Raw genomic sequence first — 7,776 nt, 5'->3', positions numbered from 1 at the left:
GGATCAGTGCCCCCACAAGTATGCTGTAATTTTGCTTTTTATAGACGGGATCTGCCTTTCTGAATTTGCTGATGAGCAAATAGCTTCCTGTTCCCAGCAAAAGATAAAAATAGATGGTGAAAATTCTATATCCTATTCCCGGAACGATAACAGCCATTGGAAAATCACTATTATGGCTGATATACAGGTCTTTGTAGTGGATGTGATGGTGAGTGTTAGACCAAACCAGAATCAAAGTTGCAGCGGGAATGAATAAGGTCATCAGGAGATTAACCCGTTTTTTGAACCAGCGGTCCTTCCCTGTCATTTTTAAACAAAAGAAGAACCAGGTAAGGGGTAGAGTAACAATCCCAATGTATTCAATATTGATGAATGTCTTTATTTGTGTTAGTGTGGAACTGGCCAGTTCAAAGCCATAGCCAAGTGACCATATCGCGTTGGCAAGCATCATTAATCCAAACCATCGGACAGCACCCCGGTCCCTGTTATATACATAATAGGAGATAAAAAGCGTTATAGTTCCGCAGTAGATTAACGTTAGGGAGTAAGAATTAAAGGTAAATTCCATTTAATAACTGACCATAAAAATAACTTCTCATGAATAAAACAACTGATTTTAAACTAGTACAGAATAGTACATAAATTTACATAATATACTTCGAATTAAAAATATTCTTAGTTTTACATAAATTTAAATACTTTACATTAACACCGGTTATGAAAAAAATATTACTTTCTGCATTGTTTCTTTTTGTTGGCGCAGCAGCATTTAGTCAAGTATTACCAAGTTTCCAATTTGGTATTAAAGGGGGAGCGAACCTTTCCAAGTTTAGTACCAGCAATACATTCGATAGCGATAACCGTGCTGGTTACTATGCAGGTTTTTGGGCCCGTATAGGCGCCGCAGGAATACATTTACAACCCGAGCTTTACTTAAGTGGTAAAAATGCTACGCTAACCAATGATGCTGGCGGAGAAAATAAAGTGAAATTTACCAGTTTAGATGTTCCGGTACTGATTGGAACCAAAATTGGTGCTGCCGGTATTGGAGTACGCCTAAATACTGGTCCTGTGGTGTCCTTTATCCTGGATGATAAGCAATCTTTTGGTGCCGCCGCAGGAAACGTGTTTAAAGGAGATTTTAAAGGACAGAATTTTGCATGGCAATTTGGTGCAGGCCTTGATATAGGTGGTTTAGGCATAGATCTTAGATATGAGAAAGGACTTTCTAAAATTGGAAGAGACGGATACAATGACACTAAGTTGAACTTATTTACTTTTGGTCTGGCTTACAAATTGTTCTAGAAAAACTATTTATCAACATCTTTTCAACAGAAATATTGTCTTTCTGGCGAATAACAGTAATTAAAGCTGTTAAGCTGTGTAAAAGGGTAACTTTTAATAAGTTACCCTTTTATTTTGGCGTTAAAATTGCTATTGAAAACCGCTAACTAAATCTATTCAAAAAACTGTAACGCCATGAAAATTAAAGAACTATTGCTCAACGGCAGGAGCTTCTCTGAACTGCTGAAACAATTTTCTATCGAAGCTAAAGATGTTAAGATTCAGGATGAAGATACCATCCTTCAGGACAGCAACAGGCAGCATAAAGATATTGTTAAAGAGAGCATTTGCATTGAGGGTAGAAATAAAGACGGCATTGTTAACTTCTTCGGGACCTTACATTATAACTTGCTGGATCAGCTTGCCGTTTTTGAAGTTCAGGGTTATGAGCAGGTACAGCAAGCAGGCTAAACCTCTTTAAGCTCATAATTGAAAGCGCCTTTTATAGGCCTTATGGGAGTCTTGCGGGCCTCGCTCAAGACTTTTACAAAGCAAGCACCAAAATAGAAGATAAAGGACGAATAAAATACGAATAACATAATAAGTACTATTGAGCCCGAAGCACCATATATATTTCCTATGTTGCTTAAAGGTAGCATGATGCGTAATATGTAACGGCCAATGGCAAAAAAGACACCAGTCAAAATTCCTCCTCTGATTGAAGTGGCCCAGGTAGGTCTTCCATTGGTTAGAAAGCGGAAAAGCACCGTAAACCAAATGGTTACAATAGCAATAAACAACAGCTGGTTGAGGCCTAACAGAAGGAACTTGCTAAATGTTGGTGCAGCAGTTTTGATATAGGCTCCGATAAAAACCTGAATACTATCTGTAAGCAGTCCTACAAAAAACAACAGCCCTGCAAGAAGTATAATCACCATTGATCTGGCCCTTAATTTCAATTTAAAGTAGAAGGAAGACTTATCCTTGATGCCGATAGACCAGATCTGGTCCATAGAATTCTTGATCACGCTGAACAAGGTAGTGGCAACAAACAAAAAGAAGATAAAGCTAAATAACGTTGCGTACCAGTTCTGATCCAGCCCCCGTATATTCCTTAAAGTTTGCCTTATTTGTCGAATACTGCTGTCATCAAGTAGATTGGAGAGCCTTTCGAAGAGACGGTTAACCAAAACTTTTCTGTCGATAAAAAAACCAAATAATCTGATCAGTATAATTAATATAGGAGGAAGAGCGAAATTTGCAAAAAATGCAGTTGCACCGGCCAAACGTAAAGGGTCGTTTTTTTGAAATAATTTGAATGCAATTCTAAAATGTACTACAAATCTCTTTATTTCATGTGTCCAGTTCTTAAGCATTCCCCTTTTTATCGCCTTTTTTGAACCGAAAGTACTTATTTTTTATGATAATCCATGTTCATAGACCAGAGCTTTGTAAATGAAACAAGAATGTTATGAATGAGGGGTAAAAGAAAAGCCGGGAAATCTTCGCCGGCCTTCTCAGTTTTCACTATGAATAAGTATTTTATATAGAACTATAGATTTCCTCTCAGTTCCTGTTCACGTTCAAGTGATTCAAACAGGGCTTTAAAATTCCCGGCACCAAAGGATTGAGCCCCTTTTCTCTGTATAATCTCAAAGAACAAAGTCGGTCTGTCTTCTACAGGTTTAGTGAAGATCTGTAATAAATAACCCTCTTCATCGCAATCCACTAATATGCCCAATGCTTTCAGTTTTTCAATTTCTTCATCGATTTCGCCTACGCGTTCCGGCATCATATTATAATAGGCTTCCGGAGGTGCACTTAAAAATTCTACCCCTCTGGATTTTAATTCAGAAACAGTTTTAAGAATATCTTTAGTGGCTACAGCAATATGCTGAACACCTTCACCTTCGTAGAACTCCAGGTATTCCTCAATTTGCGACTTCTTTTTTCCTTCTGCAGGTTCATTGATAGGGAATTTAGAGAAGCCATTGCCATTGCTCATCACTTTACTCATCAATGCCGAATATTCTGTATTGATCTGTTTGTCATCAAAAGAAAGAATATTCACAAACCCCATAACATCTTCATACCATTTCACCGTATCATTCATTCTGTGCCAGCCTACATTTCCTACGCAATGGTCAATATACAACAGACCTGCATCTGAAGGATTATAGTCACTTTTCCATTCCTGATAGCCAGGTATAAATACACCTTCATAGGCTTTCCGCTCTACAAACATATGGATGGTTTCGCCATAGGTGTAAATCCCGGACATACGGACTTCACCATGCTCATCGGTCAGGGTAACAGGCTCCAAATATGGTTTTGCACCACGTTTTGTGGTTTCTTCAAAAGCGCTATAAGCATCATCTACCCACAGAGCAAGTACTTTAACACCGTCTCCATGCTTTTTAACATGTTCTGCAATCGGACTTTCTGATTTTAGGGCTGTGGTTAAGACCAAACGAATCTTTCCTTGTTTGAGTACATAAGAAGCACGGTCACGAACGCCGGTTTCCGGTCCTGCATAAGCCAGGGATTGAAATCCAAATGCTGTTTTATAGTAATGTGCAGCTTGTTTCGCATTTCCTACATAGAACTCGATATAATCGGTTCCATTAATGGGCAGAAAATCCTGTGCTTTAGAAATCTTTTCTGCGAATGTTTGTGTTGACATTGTTTTTTTATTTAATAGAGTTAGTTTCGTTTCATTGCTGTTTGTGAGTGTTTACTCATAACGGCTTTATTCTATGTTGATCTGCCAGCTTTTATGATAACTCTCATCCTCAATGCTAAGGGCATCTTCTGTCAGCATCAATGGACGGAAAGGATCAATCATCACTGCAAGTTCTTCTGTCTTTTCTTTTCCAATAGATTTTTCTACTGTACCTGGATGAGGACCATGTGGGATACCCCCCGGATGGAGCGTGATTTGTCCCTTTACTACGCTTTTTCGACTCATAAAATCGCCATCCACATAATACAGGACTTCATCGCTGTCTACATTGCTGTGGTTATAAGGTGCTGGAATAGATAAAGGATGATAGTCATATTTCCTGGGTACAAAAGAACAAATCACGAAATTATGTCCTTCAAAGGTTTGATGTACTGGCGGTGGCTGATGTAAACGGCCTGTTATAGGTTCAAAATCATGGATGGAGAAAGCCCATGGATAATGAAACCCGTCCCAGCCAATAAAGTCAAAAGGATGGGTGCCATAAGTATAAGGATAGATCAGCCCTTGTTTTTTGATGAGTACTTTAAAATCACCAAACTCGTCTATAGTTTCCAGGTCGGTAGGTTTTCTGATATCTCTTTCACAATAAGGTGAATGTTCCATTAACTGACCATATTCGTTGCGATAACGTTTTGGACTGCGTATCGGACTGAAACTTTCTATGATAAACAGGCGGTTGTTTTCATCGTTGAATTCCATCTGGTAAATAGTGCCGCGTGGAACCACAACGTAATCGCCATATTCAAATTTGATCTTTCCAAAACCCGTTTTCAGTGTTCCACTACCTTCATGGATAAAGATCACTTCATCCGCCTGACTGTTCTTATAAAAGTAATCCGTCATGGATTTTCTTGGCGCAGCCAGAGAGATATGCAAGTCGCTGTTGACCAATACAGGCTTTCTGCTTTTCAGGTAATCGTCTTCAGGCTTAATGTTGAAGCCGATCAGGCTGGTATGTTTCAAGTGTTTTTCACGGGCAATTTTTGGTTCCACGGAGTAAGGTTCTCCCAGTGATTTTACAATAGTAGGGGGATGGCAATGATAAACAAGTGAATAAAGGCTTGAAAACCCTTCGGTAGACACCAATTCTTCAGCATAAAGTTCGCCGTCAGGTTTACGGAAAACGGTATGACGTTTTGCAGGAATTGATCCTAAAGTGTGATATATAGGCATATCGTTAGATATTTGGTTAACGTAAATAACTTTGTTAAAAACAGATGAAAACGGGAAACGTTTTGTAAATCAGAGCGTAAGCGTACGTCCTAAAGAAATATTAAAGGAAAGAATATTGAGCAAAGATGAGCTTGGACAGCATAGCATACCTGAAAGCCGCCAGGATCTGGCTGGAAATCTGTTTCTGATAGGTAAGATTACTGTCTGTCATAATTATAGTGCTAAGTTAATGAATTTATATTTAACCATACAAGTCCATCAGTTCTATTTATTTCTGCAAGTTTTTATAACCAGGATTGGACTAATTTTTTCTAGCTTTGGCTGTCAAAATCAAATAACCGTATGAAATGTACCAGGGAATGCTGGTTGTTACAGATCGTACCTAAATGTAAAAAGTATGAAACTAGTATCTTATAAGACAGAAGACACAGAACATCTTGGTGTATTCGTAAACGGACACATTTACAATTTAAATTCCTGTGATAAACAATTGCCGGATGAAATGAATGCTTTTTTGCAGGGTGGAGAGGTTTTGATGGAAAGGGCAAAGAAAGTGGATGCTCAGATCAAAGCTGGTGAAATAGCACCTAAAGAAGAGGTTTTTTTCGAGCTTCTTGCTCCAGTACCTCACCCAACGTCGTGCCGGGACGGTTATGCCTTTCGCCAGCATGTGGCAGCAGCCAGACGTAATAGAAAAGTGGAAATGATAGCAGAATTTGATCAATATCCTATTTTTTATTTTACCAATCATAATGCGATTCAGGGGCCAGGTGAGATAGAATGCATGCCTGATCACTTTCAAAAATTGGATTTTGAACTTGAGGTCGCTATTGTTATCGGAAAAAAAGGAAGAAATATTACGGCTGCAGAAGCAGACGATTACATAGCAGGTTATATGGTGATGAACGACATGAGCGCCAGAACATTGCAGATGGAAGAAATGTTGCTGAATCTTGGCCCGGCTAAGGGGAAGGATTTCTCTACAGTGATCGGTCCGTGGCTGGTTACTCCAGATGAACTGGAAGCTTATAAAACGGCACCAAAACCTGGTCATACGGGTAACGCCTATAATCTAAAAATGATTTGCACGGTAAATGGAGTGGAAGTTTCTGCCGGCAATATGGCGGATATGGACTGGACATTTGCAGAAATCATAGAACGTTGTGCCTATGGAGTGGATATTTTGCCTGGAGATGTGATTGGTTCAGGAACGGTCGGTACGGGTTGCTTCCTGGAATTGAACGGTACTGGTTTGTTAAATAATCCGGATTTTAAGCCACAATGGCTGCAAGATGGTGATGAGGTTGAAATGGAAATTACCGGTTTGGGCAGGTTGATCAATACTATTAAAAAAGTGGATTCCGATTTTTCTATACTTGCCCTCAAAAAATAATGCTGACGATAAAAACATCTGATCTGAGCCCGGCGCAATTGCAGAATTATTTACAATATGCAATTGCACCGAGGCCCATTTGTTTTGCAACAACAATAGATCTGGAAGGAAATATCAATCTCAGTCCTTTTAGTTTCTTTAATATGTTTAGTACCAACCCGCCCTTGTGTATCTTTTCACCTGCCAGAAGGGTTAGAGATAATACAACCAAACATACTTTGGAAAATGTACTGGAGGTGAAGGAGTGTGTGATCAATATTGTGAATTACGCCATGGTTCAACAAACCAGTCTGGCCAGTACAGAATACGGTAAAGGGATTAATGAATTTGAGAAGGCCGGTTTTACCATGCAGCCTTCTCAGCTGGTCCGACCCCCAAGGGTGGCCGAGGCGCCGGTTCAAATGGAATGTGTGATTACCGAGGTGATCCATTTAGGCGAAAACCCTGGCGCGGGTAATCTTGTACTCGCAGAAATTAAACTTATCCATATCAAGGAAGAGATTCTGGATGAGGAGGGCAAAATAGACCAGGCTAAAATAGATCTGGTAGCCCGTTTGGGAGGAGATTGGTATTGCCGGGTTACACCAGAGAACTTATTTAAAGTAGCCAAACCGCTAACCACACTCGGAATAGGGGTTGATGCCTTACCTCACGCGGTCAGAAACTCGTTTGTACTGACTGGTAATGATCTGGGTATGTTGGGAAATGTAGAAATACTGCCCGAAGCGGAAGAAATAGAACTGATCCGGTTTCATCCAGCGGTAAAAGAAGTTCTGGATGCGACAATAGGAGATGCGGGTACCCGTGAACGGGAGCTCCATGAACTCGCTCAACAATTGCTACAGGGGGGATATGTTCAGGAGGCCCTGAAAGTAGTGCTTTTGGAAACTTAGATGATACTAACTGCTTTAATGAATCTGCTACGGTAGTAGTCATCCATCTGAGTAATGGTTACACCATGCGCCTTTCCGGAAGTAGAGTGGATAAACTTGATTTCATTACCATTAATAGAATAAATGATACCTACGTGCCCGATTTTTCGGACGCGTGGGTTCGTTCCTGTAAAGATCAGAACGTCTCCAACTTTTGCATTTTCCAGAGACACCGGAGTTCCGGCATCAGGAAATTCCCTGGAAGAACGTGGTACACTAAATCCAAAATTTTCAAATACATAACTCACGAA

Annotated in this window: 9 protein-coding genes; 4 read left to right on the top strand and 5 right to left on the bottom strand. The window is 39.9% G+C overall.

Annotated elements, in window-relative coordinates:
* On the bottom strand, positions 1-568 hold a 568-nt coding region (locus tag VNZ46_RS07795; protein ID WP_325559511.1), incomplete at its 3' end, for a histidine kinase N-terminal 7TM domain-containing protein.
* A 149-nt stretch (positions 569-717) separates the two neighbouring features.
* Between VNZ46_RS07795 and VNZ46_RS07790 the strand changes: the two genes are divergently transcribed.
* Together VNZ46_RS07790 and VNZ46_RS07785 are read left to right on the top strand one after the other, a co-directional pair.
* Positions 718-1,305 (top strand): porin family protein, encoded by a 588-nt coding sequence (locus VNZ46_RS07790; protein ID WP_108553566.1) that lies wholly within the window; start codon positions 718-720, stop codon positions 1,303-1,305.
* 174 nt (positions 1,306-1,479) lie between these two features.
* The gene (locus tag VNZ46_RS07785; RefSeq protein WP_325559510.1) at positions 1,480-1,755 is read left to right on the top strand and encodes a hypothetical protein; all 276 of its coding nucleotides are present in this window, start codon (positions 1,480-1,482) and stop codon (positions 1,753-1,755) included.
* Here the strand turns inward: VNZ46_RS07785 and VNZ46_RS07780 are convergent.
* From VNZ46_RS07780 to VNZ46_RS07770, 3 genes are all read right to left on the bottom strand, one after another.
* Positions 1,752-2,660: a YihY/virulence factor BrkB family protein gene (locus VNZ46_RS07780; protein ID WP_325559509.1), complete on the bottom strand. Its 909-nt coding sequence runs from the start codon at positions 2,658-2,660 to the stop codon at positions 1,752-1,754. The genes VNZ46_RS07785 and VNZ46_RS07780 overlap by 4 nt on opposite strands.
* Positions 2,661-2,836: 176 nt before the next feature.
* Positions 2,837-3,967 carry a 4-hydroxyphenylpyruvate dioxygenase gene (gene hppD, locus VNZ46_RS07775; RefSeq protein ID WP_108553563.1) on the bottom strand — a complete coding sequence of 377 codons (1,131 nt, stop codon included), beginning with the start codon at positions 3,965-3,967 and terminating at the stop codon, positions 2,837-2,839.
* A gap of 66 nt (positions 3,968-4,033) precedes the next feature.
* A complete protein-coding gene (locus VNZ46_RS07770) occupies positions 4,034-5,200 on the bottom strand; it encodes a homogentisate 1,2-dioxygenase (RefSeq protein ID WP_325559508.1) in 1,167 nt (388 codons plus the stop codon).
* A gap of 397 nt (positions 5,201-5,597) precedes the next feature.
* Here VNZ46_RS07770 and VNZ46_RS07765 point away from each other — a divergent pair, with 397 nt between their 5' ends.
* Both VNZ46_RS07765 and VNZ46_RS07760 read left to right on the top strand, forming a co-directional pair.
* On the top strand, positions 5,598-6,593 hold the full coding sequence (locus VNZ46_RS07765) for a fumarylacetoacetate hydrolase family protein (protein WP_325559507.1): 996 nt from the start codon (positions 5,598-5,600) through the stop codon (positions 6,591-6,593).
* Entirely contained in the window at positions 6,593-7,486 is an 894-nt protein-coding gene (locus tag VNZ46_RS07760; protein ID WP_325559506.1) for a flavin reductase family protein, read from the top strand. The genes VNZ46_RS07765 and VNZ46_RS07760 overlap by 1 nt, the downstream gene beginning before the upstream one ends.
* Here VNZ46_RS07760 and VNZ46_RS07755 read toward each other — a convergent pair.
* Positions 7,483-7,776: C40 family peptidase (locus VNZ46_RS07755; RefSeq protein WP_325559505.1), on the bottom strand; the 294-nt coding region annotated here is incomplete at its 5' end. The genes VNZ46_RS07760 and VNZ46_RS07755 overlap by 4 nt on opposite strands.

The sequence above is a fragment of the Pedobacter sp. genome (assembly GCF_035566355.1).
In the GTDB taxonomy this organism is placed as follows: Bacteria; Bacteroidota; Bacteroidia; order Sphingobacteriales; family Sphingobacteriaceae; genus Pedobacter.
Note: the sequence above shows the minus strand (reverse complement) of the source record. Positions and strands in the feature narration are given on the sequence as shown.

Bases quoted from the DNA above. Each gene is read 5' to 3' on its own strand.
- VNZ46_RS07790 (WP_108553566.1), top strand. From the start codon at position 718: ATGAAAAAAATATTACTTTCTGCATTGTTTCTTTTTGTTGGCGCAGCA.
- VNZ46_RS07785 (WP_325559510.1), top strand. From the start codon at position 1,480: ATGAAAATTAAAGAACTATTGCTCAACGGCAGGAGCTTCTCTGAACTG.
- VNZ46_RS07780 (WP_325559509.1), bottom strand. From the start codon at position 2,660: ATGCTTAAGAACTGGACACATGAAATAAAGAGATTTGTAGTACATTTT.
- hppD (WP_108553563.1), bottom strand. From the start codon at position 3,967: ATGTCAACACAAACATTCGCAGAAAAGATTTCTAAAGCACAGGATTTT.
- VNZ46_RS07770 (WP_325559508.1), bottom strand. From the start codon at position 5,200: ATGCCTATATATCACACTTTAGGATCAATTCCTGCAAAACGTCATACC.
- VNZ46_RS07765 (WP_325559507.1), top strand. From the start codon at position 5,598: ATGAAACTAGTATCTTATAAGACAGAAGACACAGAACATCTTGGTGTA.
- VNZ46_RS07760 (WP_325559506.1), top strand. From the start codon at position 6,593: ATGCTGACGATAAAAACATCTGATCTGAGCCCGGCGCAATTGCAGAAT.